Source organism: Promicromonospora sp. NPDC050880 (genome assembly GCF_044456525.1).
Lineage (GTDB): Bacteria > Actinomycetota > Actinomycetes > Actinomycetales > Cellulomonadaceae > Promicromonospora.
The window spans coordinates 332492-348476 of the sequence record NZ_JBITFV010000005.1 but is presented as its reverse complement, the minus strand read 5'-3'; the positions used below and the strand labels follow the sequence as shown (position 1 = coordinate 348476).

Genomic DNA, 15985 nt, shown 5'->3' with positions numbered 1-15985 from the left:
CGCGCCCGGCCGCGCCCCCGGCGCGGCCCCGCGGGGGGGGGCCCCCGGGCCGGGGGGGGGGGGGGGGCGCCCCCCCGCGCGCCGGGCCCCCCCCCCCCCCCCCCCCCCAACGCTCGTGGCTGCGTCGAGCAAGGGGCCGAAGTCAGCATCTCGCGTCGGGCCTCAGCGACCCGCCCGTAGCGCGCCCAGGCCCGCGAGAGTGACCACAGGCACTCTCCTCGGGCCCCTGTGCACAGATGCACCCGCAACCAGCCCGCTGGTCGGACCGGCCACCTAGCGTCGTCGGCATGGGACTCCTCGACACGCTCACCGACACAGCCGTCCACCACGATGCACCGCGCGATGATGCACCGCGCGATCCGGGCGCGCCGACGGCCCCGCTCCGGCCGTCCGCGCAGGACGAACCACACCGGTCGACGATGCGCGACGAGCCCCGCCGTCCGAAGCCGTGGGAGGCGCCACGGCAACCCGACCGTGCCGCGAGCAGCCCGTGGAGCGTGGACGCCCTGGCCGCGCCCACCCTCGACGCCACCACCGCACCCAGCCCCCTGCTCTCCGCACCATGGGGCGCCGCACCGGACCGGTCACCGGGCCCCCGCCGACAGCAGCGTCGTGGTCTTGGCGGGTGGCTGTCGCGACCCGCGTCACCAGGGCTCCGCCGGGCACGGCGCATCCTGTGGCGCTGGCGCTTCGCCCTCGCCGCCGCGCTGTTCGGCCTGGCGGCAACCCTTGCCCTGCACGTGCTGCGCCCGCCCCCGCCTCCGACGGTGGACATCGCGATCACTGCCCGGCCGATCGCGGTCGGAACCCAGCTGACCAGCGAAGACGTCGTTCTACGCCCCATCGCCGCCGACGCCGCCCCACCCGGCGTGGCCCACGCCGTGCACGACCTCCTGGGGCGGGTGGCGGTCGTCGGTCTGCCAGCCGGCGCGCCCCTGCACGCCACCCTTGTCTCCGACGACGGTGTCTCCGCCGCCGCACCACGCGGCTCGGCGGTGGTCCCGGTCCGCCTGTCCGACGACGCGGTCGCCGCCCTCCTGCGCCCCGGCGACCGCGTGGACCTGCTGGCCGGGACGACGTCGGGCATCGAGCCGGCGACCGAGCCCCGATACCTCGCTCGCGACGCGCTGGTGCTCCCCGTCCCGCCCGGACGCGCGCCGGAGGCGGCAGGCGGACTGCTCGGACCGGCGTCAGAGGCGGACCGGCCGGTCACGCTCGTCGCGGTGAGCCCGCAGGAGGCCCCCGAGCTGTCGGCGGTCTCGGGCTGGGGTTCCGTGACGGCTGTTCTGGTGCCGTAGCCGCACCCCCAGCGGATCCGGCATAGTGGGGCAAACAACGACCGCATTCTGCGGAATGTCCCGTTCGAGGTGCGGATTCTCGGAACAAACCGGAGAATCCATGACCGGGCCGGTCCCGGCGGCCCGAGAACATTCGTGAACAACAGCAGGGGAATCAGGATGCTTCAGGGTTTCAAGGAATTCATCACGCGCGGCAACGTGCTCGACCTCGCGGTCGCCGTCGTCATCGGCGCCGCCTTCTCCGGGGTCATCAGCGGCCTCGTGGACGGCTTCATCATGCCGCTCATCGGGTGGCTCATCGGTGCGCCGGACTTCACCGAGATCGCCTTCTATCTCCCGAACTGGCAGGGCGAGACCACGAAGTTCCAGATCGGCCTCTTCATCCAGGGCGTGATCATGTTCCTGCTGATCTCGGCAGCGATCTACTTCTTCGTGATCCTCCCGATCAAGAAGCTGCAGTCGCTGCGCAAGCAGGCCGAAGAGGACGTCGTCGAGGAGGCGCTGGCCGAGGAGGTCGTGCTGCTCACCGAGATCCGCGACCTGCTCCGCACCCAGACGGGCGCCGCCTCGCAGAACCGCTGACCCACCGGATCGCCGACGGCGACTCAGCTCCCGCAGCGGTCGTCAACGGCCAGCCCCGCCGTGGTCGGTGGAACGTCACCTTGGCGTCCCACCGACCATCGCGGGTCCGGCACCGCGCGTGCGATGGGCCGAGCGTGCGACTGACCGAGCGCCTGACACATCGGCGTGCCTCGCGCCTGACCCGCGTGCTCAACCCCAGTGCGGGGGCACGTCCCGGCGGAGCTGTTCGTCGTTGAACCCGTGACCGGCAGCAGCCTGGTCCTCAGTGTCCTCCCCCCAGCCGGCCGGGCGTTCGTCAGCGCTCACACCCAGCACCGCCTCACGTTCGGTCCCCCGCCGCACGGCTCGCCGGGGCCCCCGACGCCGGGGCGTGCCGCCGCTCGGCACCGCCTCGGCGCCCTGCTCCTCGGACTCGTTCACGTGTCCATTGTCTCTCGGCCGCCCGCCGAGAGTACGCACGAGCCGACCTGGCTCCGCGCTCCAGGCGTCTGCACAGCCGGCACCGTCCAGCAAGATCGGCACGGTCCAGCGACATCGGCGCTTTCCGGGCGCCCACCGGCAAGGTCGGGACTGTCCAGCAACGTCGGCACCGCCCGGGGCACCCGCCAGGAAGCTCAGCACCCTCCGGCGCAGTCGGATCCGATCCTGCAATAATGCCGACGCCCGCGGGCGAGGTCGGCAGTTTGCTTCGAGATCTTGCTTCGAGATCGGCACAGGCCTGTGCCGATCTCGAAGCAAACTGCCGACCACCTGAGTCCCGACGAGGCAAACTGCCGACCTCGCGGGAGGAACCTGCCGACTTCAAGCCACCAGCTTCACAACTGCCGGCCGCAAGCCACCAACAGGGCATCCGGCCGGGAGCCCCCAACCCAGCCAGGCGCCCCTAGCCAAGCCGGGCGCCCCCAGCCAAGCCGGGCGCCCACCAACTCAGCCAGGCGCCCCAGCTGATCCAGGCGCCCAGCAACTCAACCAGACACCCCAGTCCCCCAGGCACCCCAGTCCCCCAGGCACATCAGCCCATCCAGGCACATCCAGCCCCCCAGGCACATCAGCCCACCCAGGCACATCCAGCCCAGCCAGGCCTCCAACCCGCCCGGCCCCTCCGGCCAGCCCGTGACCAGCCAGCCCGTGACCAGCCCCCGAAGCCGACAAGTCCGCCCCACACCGACAGGGGCCACCCCACGCCTCAGTCGTCCAGCACCTGCGGCACCACCAGCTCCGCCGCCGGGGCCACACCTCCGGACAGCCCGACCCGTGCGTCCCGCACCGACAGCACCACGCTCCGCACCCGCTCCGCCTCGGCGTCCGGGTCCAGGAACGCGGCGGCCGACCACACCTGAGCCACGACCCAGCCGAGCCGTTCCAGCCGTTCGGCGAGCTGACGGTCGCGCACGCGGATCGACGGTTCGGCCACGTACGCGGCGTCGTCGGTCAGCACGGCCACCAGCAGCTCACCCGGCAGGTCGGGGTGGCCCACGGCGAGGGGGATCCGGTCGCCGCCGGGCAGGCCGTAGTCCGTCTCGACCACGAGGCCGGAGCGCCACAGCCGCTCCCCGAGGTCCACCACGAGCCGGTCCAGTGACCGTGCCACGTCCACGCCGTTGCCGATCTCCACCTGGTCCGCGAGCCCGGAGCGCTCCTCGGCGAAGGACAGCACCCGCGCCAGCAGCTGCGGCCCCGGGCCGCGGAGTCGCTCCGGGTCGAGGTCGCCGGCCGGGAAGCACGACACCACGTGCAGCCGCTTGCGTGCCGCGCCCAGCGAGCCGAGCAGCATCGCGTCGCCGCCGGCGTCGCCGAGCACGCCGAACCGGTGCAGCACGCGACCGTGCGGCGTCCGCCCGAATCCGAGGGTGAGCACGATGGTGTCGCGGGCCAGCCCGGCCACACCCGTCACGTCGGCCACCACCACCGGCTCGGGCCGTGAGCCCGCGAAGAACGGGGCCAGGGCCGGGTTGTTCCGCACCTCTGCGAGCAGCCGCTCCCGGATCCGGTCGGCGTGCGCCGCGGTGACGGTCACGATGCCGAAGGTCTCCTCCGGCCGGGTCATCGCGTGCTCGATGGCGAGGTCGACCACGCGCTCGACCTCCGCCGTCGTCGACTCGACGGTGCCCGAGACCGGGTCCGGCATACCGGTCCCGTCCACGAGCGAGAAGTGCACCAGGGCCTCGGTGCGCGGCAGGGGCGCGGGCCGCAGGATGCCCTCGTAGCCGTGCTCGGCCAGCAGCGCCGTGAGGCGCGGGTCACGGCGCGCGGGCTCGGGCTGGAGCGTGACGCGCGGCAGCAGCCGGGCCAGGTCCCGCACGGCGGTGCCCGACGCCGACCGCGGGTCACCCACCACCACGATCTGCCGGCCCCGGGCCAGCGCGGGCACGACCACCTCGACCGGCACGTGCTGCACGGCGTCCAGGATCACCAGGTCGGCGCTTCGCTCCGCGGGCAGCAGGTGCGGCACCATCGTCGGCGTCGAGACCCAGGTGGGACGCAGGCGCCGCACGGTCGAGCCGTGCGCGGACACCAGGTCGCGCATCGAGGTGAGGCCGCCGTCGACCAGCTGGGCGTAGAGCGCCTCGGCGTCGTCCCGTTCCTCGCGCATGGCGGCGCCCAGGTGCGCGCGCACCGCGGCCCGCACGGGCGCGGACAGGGAGCCGACGTGCCGGCGGTCCAGCTCGCGGAACCGTCCGGCGAGGGCGTCGAGGCCTGCACCGTCCTGACCGGCGAGGTCGGGCTCGGTGGCAAGGATCTGCTCGAACACCGAGGACCACCACGACAGCTCCAGCTCCGGGCCCACGAGGTCGGCCTCGACGCGGCGCTCGGTGAGGTCGTCGACGAGGTCGCCGAGACCGGCCGCCCGCAGCCGGCGCAGCACCGCGGTCCGCTCCGGCAGCGGGGTCAGCGCCTCCCGCGTCTCCGAGAGGGAGGCGAGCCGCTGGACCATCGCGAACAGGTCCAGGTCGAGCAGGCCGCCACCCGCGTGCGAGGAGCGCAGCACGGGTTCGAGGGCCTCCAGGTCGATCCGCACCGCCTCGTAGGTCTCCTCGACGGCCGCCAGGCCCTCGGGCAGGGTCGGCCAGCCGCCACGCGGGCACTGCTCCTGCCAGACCTCGCGCTGGCGCTGCACCTCGACGAGGGCCGCGTGCATGTCCGGCACCCGGACGCCCGGGCGCACCATCTCGCGGGCCCGTCGCTTCAGCCGGCGCCGCGCCAGCCAGCCCATCTCCACGCCCTGCTCCGCGCGCTTCCGTCGCGACGCCGTGGCCTGCACCATGTCGGCGGCCGTGCGCTCGAACACCATGGGCTGGAACACGTCGAGCGTGCCGCGCATCCCCCCGAGCATGGCGAGCTGCTCGCCCCACTGGCGAGCCGTCGTCGCCTTGACCAGGCCGGTCACCCGCGCCACGTACTCGATCTGCTCCCGCAGCTCCGGCAGCGTGTGCTCGGCGAGCCGGGTCACGCGGGCGAGCGTCGAGCGGGCGTCGTCGTCGGTGAGGATGTGCGCGCCGAACCACGGGCTGGACGCCGACCTGAGCGTGAACGCCCCCAGCTCGGCCGCCCGCTCCAGGTCGGCCGCGAGCTCCGCGCGGCGCTCGGCGCCCAGCGCGAGCACCTCCTCGGAACCGAGCCGCACCCGGGTGGCCGGCGCCGGCCGCTCCGAGGTGAGCCGGGCGAGCGCCTGCAGGGCGTCGTACGCGGAGACCCGCCACGGGTCCCGCACGCGGTGCAGCGCCCCGATGTAGCCGGCGAGCTGCGCCCGCGACCCGATCAGGGCGTCCCTGACCCGGGCCACCTCGTCGACGTCGATCCGTTCCTGCGCGGGCGCCATCGCCTCCAGGAGGCGCCGCGAGGTCGAGGTGCGCCACGTCGGCACGGGCGCGATGTCGAGCAGCAGGCCCGCCAGACCCAGCGAGTCCAGCCGCGCGGCCAGGGCGTCGGCGGCGCGGCGGTGCCCCGGCACGTACAGCACGGAGCGGCCGCTCGCGTTCGCCTCGGCGACGACGGCGGCCAGCGTGCCGGCGGCGTCGGACCCGACCGGGGCGTCCACGAACAGGTGGCTGCCGGTCGTCAGCGCGTCCACGACGTGCCGCTGGTGCGGGTCGAGGTCGCCGACGCCGCGCTCGTGCGCCGGGTCGGCGTCGCCCACCCGTGCCGGGGGCAGCTCCGTCCGCCCGAGCGTGCGCACCGAGTCGTCCACGCCGCCGAGCGCGGAGACCACCTCATGGCTCCCCAGCGTCGGGGCGAGCTCGTCGAGGTCGTCGACCAGTGCCTGGCCGGGGTGCACGAACGTGCCCACCAGCACCCGCCGGTCGAGCTGGAAGTCGCCCAGCACCGCCGAGCCGAGGCTCGCCACCCGGTCCAGCACGTCGGTGGGGTTGAACCCGGCGAGCGTGAAGGTCGCCTTGGCCAGCGCGGCAGGGTCGAGCAGGGCGCCGTGGGCCCGCAGCGTGCGCGCCACCACGGGGTTGATCTCGGCGGCGGTGTCGAGCGTGATGTCGTAGTCGCCCTCGCCGTCGGTGCGCGGCGTCAGCGTGACGGGACGCAGGATGACGGGTGCGCGCACCACGCGCGGCCCCTCGGCCTCCTCGTCCGCGGACGACGCCGGACGCCCCGACGGCATCGCCAGCGTGACGACCGGGACGGAGCCGGTGAGAGCCGGTGCGTCGTCGGGGCTGTCCGCGGACTCCTGCTCCGGCGGCTGGGGCGCGCTCGCCGGCCCGAGCACCCGGGTGATCGCCTCCATGTCGTCCCGGCGTCCGGCGTCCGGCCCGCCGGAGACCGGGTACTCCGTCCACGTGGCGACGCCGATCGCGAGGTAGGTCGGCGAGAGCCCGTAGCGCTGCGCGTGCTCCGCGGAGCGGGCCGCGACCGCTCGGGCGCGACGCCGGGCCGTGGGCAGGGCACCGGCCTCGCGGACCAGGTTGGACAGGCGGGTCGGCCGGCCTGCGAAGAGCTGGGCGACGCCCGACGGGTGCGCCGACGACAGGTCGATGACGGCCTCGCCGAGCAGCCCGACGTCGGCCAGGGACGATCCCCCGGCGAGGCGGACGAGCCCGGCCCGCCAGCGCGCGACCGACTCGGCCATGGGGTCGCGGGATGCTCGCGGTGTGGACCCCGAGGCCTCCGACGCGGCCAGCTCGGTGGCCGGGTCCACGTTCTCGTCCTGCAGCGCGGCCGAGAGCTCCTCGGTCAGGTCGGCCGAGCTCTCGGGGGCGGCTGCGGTCTGGCGGCGTGCAGCGTTCACACCAGCACGCTAACCGTGCGGCGCACGCAAGCTCCGGACGCCACGCCGCGCGACACGCCGGACCACCCGAACCCCCGGCGTGGCGTGCCGTGCGGGCGCACGGGCCCGGCAGGCGACCGTGCGCGCCGGCAGGACCCTCGGAGACCGGCGATGTTCCCGGGAATGCAGGAGCCCCTCCGGCAGGGGGTCCGAAGGGGCTTCGCAGACGGGCCGGAGCCCGACGGGGTATGACGATGCGCACCGCGCAGGGGGCGGGCGATGCGCACCGTCTTGTGAGAGTCTGCACCTGTTCCAGGCGGACGTCAACACCGACTCGGACGATTGTCCAACTTGCTTTTCCTCCGGCCGGCAAACGTTTTCGAATTTCGACCCGAGCGGCGTCCACAGGACGTTCTGCCGCGTCGTTGCACGGTTCCCGGCCCGTGCCCGGCCCCCGTCACCGGACCCGCTCGGGCAGTCCGGAGACGGCCCGCGAGACGCCTCCGGGGACCCGGGATATCACCCCCTGGCCGTGCCGGTGCGGGCACGATCCGGACGCCGGTCCGCCGTCGGGAAAAAGCGTGGACACCGCCTCCTAGGATCGAACGCTTGTGAGCGCACTCGTCGAGGTCGTCTTCCCCCGCCGGCTGGGACGGCCGTTCCGCTGGCTCGTCTCGGCGTCCTGGACCAGCAACATCGGCGACGGCATCGCACTGGCCGCCGGACCCTTGCTCGTCGCGTCGCAGACCGACAGCGCCTTCCTCGTCGCGCTCGCCGCCATGCTCGAACGCCTGCCGTGGCTCGTGTTCGGTCTGTGGGCGGGTGTGCTCGCCGACCGGCTCGACCGCCGCGCCGTCGTCATCGTCGCGAACGCCGTCCGTGCCCTCGTCATCGCGGTGCTGTGCGTGTTCGTCGCCACCGGGACGGTGTCCATCTGGCTGGTCCTGGCCGCGATGTTCCTCTGGGGCACGGCCGAGGTCTTCGCCGACACCACCCAGCAGACCCTGCTGCCCATGCTCGTGGAGCCCCGCGACCTCGGCACCGGCAACCAGCGCCTCCAGGCCGGCTTCCTCACGGCGAACCAGTTCGCCGGCCCTCCGCTGGGCGCGTTCCTGTTCGCGGCGGGGATGGTCTGGCCGTTCGTGGTACAGGTGGTCTGCGTGGCCCTCGCGGTGGTCCTGGTCTCCCGGGTACGCCTGCCCGACGCCGAACCCCGCCCCGGCGCCAGGTCGCACGTGCGCCAGGACATCGCCGAGGGGCTGCGCTGGATCTGGCACCACGCCCCCGTGCGCACTCTGGCGATCGTCATCCTCACCTTCAACATCACGTGGGCGGCGCCGGGTGCGGTGCTGGTCAAGTACGCGCTCGACCACCTGCACATGAGCGAGGTGGAGTACGGCCTGCTCACCACGTCGGCGGCGGTGGGCGGCATCGTGGGCACGCTGGCCTACGGCTGGCTGGAGCGGCACGTGGCCCTGGCCACCCTCATGCGCGTGTGCCTCACCCTGGAGGTGCTCTACCACGCGGCCTTCGCCCTGACGACGACGAGCTGGGTGGCGATCCTGATCATGGGTGTCTTCGGGGTCTACGCCTTCGTCTGGGGCACGCTCTCCACCACCGTCCGGCAGCGGGCGGTACCGCGCGAGTTCCAGGGCCGGGTGGGCTCTCTGTACATGATCTGCGTGTTCGGCGGCGTCGCGCTCGGGCAGCTGCTCGGCGGCATCATCGCCGAGCACTGGGGGCTCGTCGCGCCGTGGTGGTTCGCCTGCGCCGGCGCGGGCCTCACCCTGGTGCTGGTCTGGCGGTCCCTCGGCAACATCGCCCACGCGGGTGCCCCCGACGGGCCGGCTGCTTCCTGACGCCTGTCCCATTCGTTCGCGAGTTCGGTCCGGCGCCTGGCTGTTGCCTGGCGCCGCTCGCTGTGGTCGGTCCGTTGCCTGGGTTCCATGGCGGGTGGTCAGTTCCATCGACCGGTTCCGCGACGGTGGTCGGTCCGTTGCCCGGGTTCCGCAACCGGTAGTCGGTTCCATCGACCGGTTCCGCGACAGTGTTCGGTCCAATGCCGGGCTCCGCAACGAGTGTTCGGTCCGTTGCCTCGAGATCGGTCCGTCGATAGACCGATCTCAAGGCAACGGACCGAACACCTGCAGGCAGGGCTGGCAATGGACCGAACACCCGCGGGCAGAGCTGGCAGAGGACCGAAGACCCCAGCACGCAGGACCGACAACGAACCAAACACCCACCGGCAGAGCAAGCAGAAGACCGAACACCCCAGCACGCAGGACCGACAACGAACCAAACACCCACCGGCAGAGCAAGCAGAAGACCGAACACCCCACGGAGCCGCTGACGGACCAGCAGCCCCGCGGCGTCAGCGGACCGTGACCATCGGGATCGAGCCGGTCTCGGTGAACTCGCGCATCCGCTTGCGCACCGTCGTCTCGCTGACGCCGACCTCCTCCGCGATCTCGCGGTACGTGCGCCCCTTGGCGCGCAGGTCGATCATGCGCTCGGCGGCCCGGGTACCGAGCTGCGTGTCCCGGCGGGGAGCGCGCCGCGGGGGGATCGCCTCCCGCACGTTCGCCGTGGCGCGGTCCGCCGCCTCGACAGGATCGACGGCCTCGGCCTGGACGCGCTGCCAGCCGCCGCCCGCCGCGACGGCCGGCCCGCCCGGCTCCGTTCCGGCACCCCGCCCCTCTCCGGGCGGTCCCGGCTCCCTTCCAGCGCCCCGCCCCTCTCCGAACGGTCTCGGCTCCGTTCCGGCGCCCCACCCCTCTCCGGACGGTCCCGGCTCAGCGGGCGCGCGCTCCGTCACCCGGTCTCGACGCTCGTCGAGGGCCGCGCTGCGCCGCCCCGCGGGACGCGGCGCGCCCTGGCCCGGCGCGTCCCCGAACGCCTGCCCGCCGAACACCCCGCTGCCGTCCACGCCCCCGACCGGTACACCGACCTCTCCCGCGACGGCCTCGGCGGCACGCCACTCGTAGTCAGGTACGCCGACGCCGGTCCCGACGTCCGTCCTCGACGCGCCCAGCACCCCCGACACGCCCAGCTCCCCCGGCTCCAGCCGCTCGCCCGTCAGGATCCCGGTCAGCCGCGCCCGGTCGGCCAGGTGCAGGCGTGCCACGTCGGCCGTGCCGTCGCCGACGGCCGCCAGCGCCTCGCACCAGGCCGCGACCTGCGCGCGCATCTCGGTGGGCGGTACGGTGCGCAGCGCGACGGAGCGTGCCCGGCGGCGTCCGGCCTCGGCCTTGGCGAGCCGGCGCCGCGCGGCACGCGAGCCGTCGTTGAGGCTCTGCGCCCGGAACAGGTCCTCCGTCGTGAGGAACAGCGCGTGCATCCGCGCCGACTGCCGCAGCGCCGACCAGGACGTGCCGGTGGCCAGGTGCCGGTCGCCGATCAGCGCCAGGTGCCACATGAGCGCGGCCAGCAGCGGCACGACGAACCGGAACAGCACGGCGCCGGCGGGATGGCCGATGTACGCCTCGTGCCACGCCGCGAAGATGCCCGACGCCGACGACAGCGCCCAGGTCAGCGCGAGCAGCGTGCCGCCGGGCCGGTTGTCGCGCGCGGCCTCGCGGGCCAGCAGCGCGACGGTGACGAGCGACAGCTCGAAGACGCCGGCCGTCGCGTAGGCGGTGCCCTGGTTCATGGCGAGCACGTCCACGCCGAACTGGACCATGGCCAGGTAGGCGGACCCGGTCGAGATCAGGGCGACGGAGATGGCACCGGTGAGCACGAGGTTGCGGGAACGGCGCGTCGGGACGCTCGTGGTCGGGAACGTCCGGTCGGCGGTGGCCACGGCGATCTCTCCTCGGTGGGTTGCGGCAGTGGTGCAAGTCGGACGGAGATGAAGATATCGGACACATGTGTCAGCCCGGTATCGTTCTGGGGATGGCTGACACGCTCGGCGGGCACCAGACCCCGGAGTCGTCCCGGCCGCGCGCGTCCCGGGTGTGGACGTGGGTGGCGGCGGTGGTGCTCCTCGCGGTGCTCGCCTCCATGACCTGGCTGGTGCTGCAGCCCGACACCGAGGGCGTCGCGTCCGCCCCGGCGACGGTGACGAGCGCGCCCGGTCCCACGCCCTCCCCCACCCCGTCCGCCCCCGAGCCGACGCCGGCCGCCTTCGCGCTCGCCGGCCTGCCCGAACCCCGCATCGACCGGCTGCTGCCGCACGAGCTGCCGCAGTCCGACGTCGACCGGCTCCGCGCGCTGCCGGGTTCGGTCGCGCGGCCCAAGGCCGACCGCACCCCGGTCTGGGCCCAGCCGGACGCGACGAAGAAGCCGGTGCTCGCGCTGGAGTCCGCCTACTACGACGCCGCCGCCCGCTGGCTGGTGCTGGAGCGCCGGCCCGGCTGGGTCAAGGTGCTCGTCCCCTACGGTCGCGGCGCGCTGCCGTCACAGGACCCCGAGCGCGTGAACGGCACCGCGGGCTGGCTGCGCGAGGACGACGTCGTACTGCGCGCGGAGAAGCGGGCGGTCCTGGTCGACCTGTCGGACCGCACGATCACCCTGCGCAAGGCCGACGGCACCCGGGAGACGTTCCCCGCCGCCGTCGGCGCCCCCGAGACGCCGACGCCGCTCGGGCTCACCCAGGTGTTCACGGTCACGGAGGCCGTGAACACGGGCCTGTCGGTCTTCCTGTCGATGCAGAGCGAGTCCCTCGACGGGTTCTACGGCACCGAGTACGCCGCGACCGCCATCCACGTCGGCGTCGGCCAGGGGCAGGCGGTCAGCAACGGCTGCGTGCGCCTCGCACCCGGTGACTTCGAGCGGTTCGCCGGCCTGGACCCTGGCGTACCGGTGCTCGTGACGGCCTAGCGTCCCCGGACCCGCCTCGAGCCGGAGGAACGTTGTCCCACGAGGGTGGGTTGCTGTGCGTAGACATTGTCGACGCACAGCAACCCACCTCCGCGGGGCACCTTCTCCCCCGCACGATCTCGCCCCGCTGCGCCGCGCGAGATCGGACTCGCGTCACGCCCCCGCCGGGCAGGCGTCGTCCGCCGCCCGGCGGAAGCACCCCACGAAGTGGCCGGGCGAGTGCTCCACCAGGCCCACGCCGTCCGGCACCCCGTCCGCCGACGCCGCCTCCTCGCCCAGGGACCGCCCCTGCGCCGCGAGCGCCTCGTGGTAGAGGCACCGCCCTGCCAGGCGCGCGGTGCGCTCGGCCTCCTCCGCCTCGACGTCCTCCCACGTGCGGTCGAGGTGCGGCACCGAGGCGAGCAGGTCCCGGGTGTAGGGGTGCAGCGGGTCGTCGAAGACGGCGCTGGTGACGCCCCGCTCGACCACGCGACCCTGGTAGAGGATGACCACCCGGTCGGAGACGTAGTTGCCGAGCGAGAGGTCGTGGGTGACGAAGAGGATGCCCAGGCCGCGCGCCTTGAGGTCGCCGAGCAGGTTGAGCACGTCGATGCGGGTGGAGGCGTCGAGCATGGAGATGATCTCGTCGGCGACCAGCAGCTCGATGTCGAGCAGCAGGGCGCGCGCGATGAGCAGTCGCTGGAGCTGGCCGCCGGAGAGCTGGTGGGGGAACTTGCCGAGGATGTCGCCGGGTTCGAGGGTGACGGCGCCCAGCGCCTCCTCCAGGCGGCCGCGCCAGTCCGCGGAGGAGACCCGGGGGAAGTAGGAGCGACGCAGGGTCTCGAAGGCCCGGTCCACCTTGAAGATGGGGTTGAAGGAGCTGAACGGGTCCTGGAACACGCCCTGGACCCTGCGGTAGTACTCGCGGCGTTCCCGGAACCCGAGGCGGGTCACGTCGCGCCCGTCGAAGGTGATGCTGCCGCCCGAGGAGTCGAGCAGGTGGAGCACCATCTTGCCGATGGTCGACTTGCCGCTGCCAGACTCCCCGATGAGCGAGACGACCTCGCCGCGCTGCACGTCGAGGCTGACCTGCCGCACGGCGTGCAGGTCGGAGCTGCCGAAGGTGCCGGTTCTGTAGACCTTGTCGAGCCGGTCGAGGGTCAGCATCAGCTCACCGCCCAGCACGCGACCTGGTGGCCCTCGGCGACCTCGCGGAAGGGCGGGGCCTCGGCGCACCTGTCGTGCGCCAGGGGGCAGCGGTCGCGGAACCGGCACCCGGTGGGCGGGTTCAGCAGCGACGGCGGCCGCCCCTCGATCCCGGTGAGCCGCTGCTCCTCGTACCGGTCGCCCACCTGGGGCAGCGCCCCGATGAGCATCTTGGTGTAGGGGTGCAGGGGCTCGTCGATGATGGTCCGGGCGGGGGCCTTCTCGGCGAGGTGCCCGGCATACATGACCAGGATGGTGTCGGCGACCTGGAACAGCACGGAGATGTCGTGGGTGATGACGATCATCGACGTCACGAACCCGTGGTCGCGGAACTCGACGAGCGCGCGGGCGACGGCCTTCTGGGAGGACACGTCGAGCGCGGAGGTCACCTCGTCGCCGATGAGCAGGGACGGGTTGAGCAGCGTGGACAGCACGAGCACCACGCGCTGCTTCATGCCCCCGGACAGCTCGATCGGGTAGCGCTTCAGCACCTCGGCGTCGAGCCCTACTAGGCCGAGGCGCCGCTCGAGCTCGGGCAGCACCTCGGCGTACCGCACCCCGTGGGCGGCGAGCAGGTCGCGGATCATCCGGCCGATCTTGCGGGTCGGGTTCATCGCCGACATCGCGTACTGCGGGATGAGGGACACCTCGCGGTAGCGGTGGCGGCGCATGGCGGCGTCGTCGGCGATGGGGAGCTTCTCGCCGTCGAGGGCGACCGTGCCGCCTTCGTGCCGCATGCGTGTGTCGAGACGGATGAGGGCCTTGCCGAGCGTGGTCTTGCCGCAGCCGGACTCGCCGGCGATGCCCATGATCTCGCCGTCGGCCACGTCGAAGGTGACGCCGTCGAGCGCCTTCACGTCGCCCTTGAGCGTGCGGTAGTAGACCCGGAGGTCGGTCACGGACAGTGCCATCACGTCTCCCGCAGCTTGGGGTTGAAGACCTCGTCCAGGCCCACGTTCATGACGTAGAGCGAGCCCACGATGAGTGTGATCCCGAGCCCGGGTGGCACGAACCACCACCACAGCCCCAGGTGGAGCGCGCTCCACTGCACGGCCTGGTTCATCATCAGGCCGAGCGACATCGCGTTGGTGGGGCCGAGCCCGATGAAGTCCAGCGACGCCGCCGTGAGGATGGACCCGCCGAACAGCAGCACGAACGTCATGAACAGGTAGGAGTACATGTTGGGCGCCACCTCGCGCCGCAGGATCGTGCCCACCCCCACCCCGGACAGCCGCGCCAGGTCGATGAAGTCCCGCGAGCGCAGCGACAGGGTCTGCGCCCGCACCGCGCGCGCGACCCAGGGCCAGGAGAAGACGCCGATGTACAGCGCCTGCATGGGCACGCTGCGCACGCCCAGGTAGGCGTTGATGATGATGAGCACCACGAAGCCCGGGATGACCAGCACCACGTTGGTGAGCATGTTGAGCAGCTCGTCGATCAGGCCGCCGCGGTAGCCCGCGACGAACCCGATGGTCATGCCGATCACGGCAGAGACGGCGCTGCCCAGCACGCCCACGAGGAACGTGGACCGCAGCCCCGCGACGAACTGCGCGAACACGTCCTGCCCGAACGTCGTGGTGCCGAACGGGAAGTCGCCGCCGGGCGGCGCCATGGGCGGGCCCGCGTAGTCCATCGGGGCGTACCGCAGGAACGCGGGCCCGATCAGTCCCAGCAGCAGGAACACGAGCACCACAGCCCCGCCCACCAGCACCTTCGGGTTCCGCAGGGCGAAGTACAGGGTCTCGCGCACGTCGCCCCCGGGCTTTCGCAGGCCCGACGGCGCCCCGGCCACACCGGGCTGGTCGCCCGCCTCGGTCCCGGGCCCCGTGGTCGGTCGTGTCGCCGTCATGCCGTTCTCCTTCCGCACGAGCCTGCGGCTCCGCTCCGGCTCATGCGGTAGCCCCCGTCAGTCCGGTCCGCGTGCGGGGATCGACCAGCACGTAGACGATGTCGATCACGAAGTTGGCCACGAGCACGCCGATCACCACGAACAGCAGGGTGCCCTGCAGCAGGAAGAAGTCCTGGTTCTGGATAGCGGAGAGCACGAGCTTGCCCAGGCCGGGGTACGCGAACACGATCTCGGTGACCAGGGCGCCGCCCAGCACCGTGCCGAGCTGCAGCGCCAGGCCGGTGATCTGCGGCAGCATCGCGTTGCGGTAGGCGTACCTCCGCACGAGCCGCCGGGGTGCGCCGAGCGCGGACAGGTAGTTCGCGTAGTCCGACTCGAGCTCGTAGATGATCAGGTTGCGCATGCCGATCGCCCAGCCGCCCAGCGAGACCAGGAACAGCGACAGGAACGGCAGCACCCAGTGGTGCAGCAGGTCGCCCGCGAACGACCACGACCACTGCGGCACCAGCCCGAAGTCGTACCCGCCCGCCACGGGGAACCAGCCGAGCGCCACGCCGAGCCCCCACGCCAGCAGGATCGCGAGCCACATGTACGGCATGGCCGTGACGAGGTAGCCGACGGGCAGCGCCACGTTGTCGAGCCACCGGCTGCGCGCCGCCATCGCCCCCACGCTGTTGCCGACCACGAAGCTCAGCACGATCGCGGGGATCATGATGCCCAGGGTGTACGGCACGGCGTCGAGCACCACCTGGCTCACGGGCGCGGGGAACAACCACACGCTCGTACCCAGGTCACCCCGGAGCAGCGCCGCCCAGTAGTTCAGGTACTGCTGCCAGACCGGCAGGTCCAGGCCGAACGTGCGCTCGTAGTACGCGGTCATGGCGGCAACCGTCTCGGGGTGCTGCACGGCGGTGCGCGCCACCATCCGCTGGACCGGGTCCCCCGGCATGAGCCGGGGGATCAGCCAGTTCAGCGTGACCGCGACGACGAACGTCAGCCCGTAGACCAGCGTCTTGCGGGCGAGGTAGCCACGCATGC

The 15985-nt window shown here is 73.0% G+C and carries 11 protein-coding genes; 4 read left to right on the top strand and 7 right to left on the bottom strand.

What is annotated here, in order from left to right:
* The first annotated feature begins 287 nt into the window (after window positions 1-287).
* Entirely contained in the window at window positions 288-1298 is a 1011-nt protein-coding gene (locus ACIBBF_RS12270; protein ID WP_397413473.1) for an RcpC/CpaB family pilus assembly protein, read from the top strand.
* 159 nt (window positions 1299-1457) lie between these two features.
* Complete coding sequence (gene mscL / locus ACIBBF_RS12265) at window positions 1458-1880, top strand: large conductance mechanosensitive channel protein MscL (protein ID WP_397413471.1); 423 nt, start codon at window positions 1458-1460, stop codon at window positions 1878-1880.
* A gap of 189 nt (window positions 1881-2069) precedes the next feature.
* On the opposite strand, the gene ACIBBF_RS12260 is transcribed toward mscL, so the two are convergent.
* On the bottom strand, window positions 2070-2300 hold the full coding sequence (locus ACIBBF_RS12260) for a hypothetical protein (protein WP_397413470.1): 231 nt from the start codon (window positions 2298-2300) through the stop codon (window positions 2070-2072).
* Window positions 2301-3066: 766 nt separating this feature from the next.
* Window positions 3067-7116 (bottom strand): hypothetical protein, encoded by a 4050-nt coding sequence (locus ACIBBF_RS12255; RefSeq protein WP_397413469.1) that lies wholly within the window; start codon window positions 7114-7116, stop codon window positions 3067-3069.
* A gap of 590 nt (window positions 7117-7706) precedes the next feature.
* On the opposite strand from ACIBBF_RS12255, the gene ACIBBF_RS12250 reads away from it, so the two are divergent.
* Complete coding sequence (locus tag ACIBBF_RS12250) at window positions 7707-8954, top strand: MFS transporter (RefSeq protein WP_397413468.1); 1248 nt, start codon at window positions 7707-7709, stop codon at window positions 8952-8954.
* A 512-nt stretch (window positions 8955-9466) separates the two neighbouring features.
* Here ACIBBF_RS12250 and ACIBBF_RS12245 read toward each other — a convergent pair.
* A complete protein-coding gene (locus tag ACIBBF_RS12245) occupies window positions 9467-10894 on the bottom strand; it encodes a helix-turn-helix domain-containing protein (RefSeq protein WP_397413467.1) in 1428 nt (475 codons plus the stop codon).
* A gap of 92 nt (window positions 10895-10986) precedes the next feature.
* Between ACIBBF_RS12245 and ACIBBF_RS12240 the strand changes: the two genes are divergently transcribed.
* Window positions 10987-11913, top strand: coding sequence for a L,D-transpeptidase (locus ACIBBF_RS12240; protein ID WP_397413466.1), 927 nt, complete (start codon window positions 10987-10989; stop codon window positions 11911-11913).
* Window positions 11914-12066: 153 nt separating this feature from the next.
* Here ACIBBF_RS12240 and ACIBBF_RS12235 read toward each other — a convergent pair whose 3' ends face one another.
* The 4 genes from ACIBBF_RS12235 to ACIBBF_RS12220 are packed head-to-tail and all read right to left on the bottom strand — an operon-like array spanning window position 12067 to window position 15983.
* Complete coding sequence (locus tag ACIBBF_RS12235) at window positions 12067-13059, bottom strand: ATP-binding cassette domain-containing protein (protein ID WP_397413465.1); 993 nt, start codon at window positions 13057-13059, stop codon at window positions 12067-12069.
* Entirely contained in the window at window positions 13059-14009 is a 951-nt protein-coding gene (locus tag ACIBBF_RS12230; RefSeq protein WP_397413464.1) for an ABC transporter ATP-binding protein, read from the bottom strand. Before ACIBBF_RS12230 ends, ACIBBF_RS12235 begins: the two co-directional genes overlap by 1 nt.
* Window positions 14009-14947: an ABC transporter permease gene (locus ACIBBF_RS12225; protein WP_397413463.1), complete on the bottom strand. Its 939-nt coding sequence runs from the start codon at window positions 14945-14947 to the stop codon at window positions 14009-14011. The genes ACIBBF_RS12230 and ACIBBF_RS12225 overlap by 1 nt, the downstream gene beginning before the upstream one ends.
* Before the next feature lie 40 nt (window positions 14948-14987).
* Window positions 14988-15983, bottom strand: coding sequence for an ABC transporter permease (locus tag ACIBBF_RS12220; protein ID WP_397413462.1), 996 nt, complete (start codon window positions 15981-15983; stop codon window positions 14988-14990).
* Between the last annotated feature and the right edge of the window lie 2 nt (window positions 15984-15985).

Coding starts and splice junctions, on each gene's coding strand:
- mscL (WP_397413471.1), top strand. CDS start 1,458: ATGCTTCAGGGTTTCAAGGAATTCATCACGCGCGGCAACGTGCTCGAC.
- ACIBBF_RS12220 (WP_397413462.1), bottom strand. CDS start 15,983: ATGCGTGGCTACCTCGCCCGCAAGACGCTGGTCTACGGGCTGACGTTC.
- ACIBBF_RS12230 (WP_397413464.1), bottom strand. CDS start 14,009: ATGGCACTGTCCGTGACCGACCTCCGGGTCTACTACCGCACGCTCAAG.
- ACIBBF_RS12270 (WP_397413473.1), top strand. CDS start 288: ATGGGACTCCTCGACACGCTCACCGACACAGCCGTCCACCACGATGCA.
- ACIBBF_RS12235 (WP_397413465.1), bottom strand. CDS start 13,059: ATGCTGACCCTCGACCGGCTCGACAAGGTCTACAGAACCGGCACCTTC.
- ACIBBF_RS12225 (WP_397413463.1), bottom strand. CDS start 14,947: ATGACGGCGACACGACCGACCACGGGGCCCGGGACCGAGGCGGGCGAC.
- ACIBBF_RS12240 (WP_397413466.1), top strand. CDS start 10,987: ATGGCTGACACGCTCGGCGGGCACCAGACCCCGGAGTCGTCCCGGCCG.